Origin of the sequence: Enterobacter sp. ENT02, assembly GCF_019219165.1 — a bacterium.
Classification (GTDB): domain Bacteria; phylum Pseudomonadota; class Gammaproteobacteria; order Enterobacterales; family Enterobacteriaceae; genus Enterobacter; species Enterobacter mori.
In genome coordinates, this window is record NZ_JAHUWD010000031.1 from 1 (window position 1) to 278 (window position 278).

Sequence of the window (278 nt, forward strand, 5' to 3'; positions counted from 1 at the left end):
TACCTGACCACCTGTGTCGGTTTGGGGTACGATTTGATGTTACCTGATGCTTAGAGGCTTTTCCTGGAAGCAGGGCATTTGTTACTTCAGCACCGTAGTGCCTCGTCATCACACCTCAGCGTTAAAAAGAGTCCGGATTTACCTAAACTCTCCGCCTACATGCTTAAACCGGGACAACCGTCGCCCGGCTAACATAGCCTTCTCCGTCCCCCCTTCGCAGTAACACCAAGTACAGGAATATTAACCTGTTTCCCATCGACTACGCCTTTCGGCCTCGC

Annotated in this window: 1 rRNA gene; it reads right to left on the minus strand. The window is 51.4% G+C overall.

The window, feature by feature from the left end:
• Positions 1 to 278: ribosomal RNA gene (locus KW829_RS23085) — 23S ribosomal RNA — on the minus strand; the annotation flags it as partial.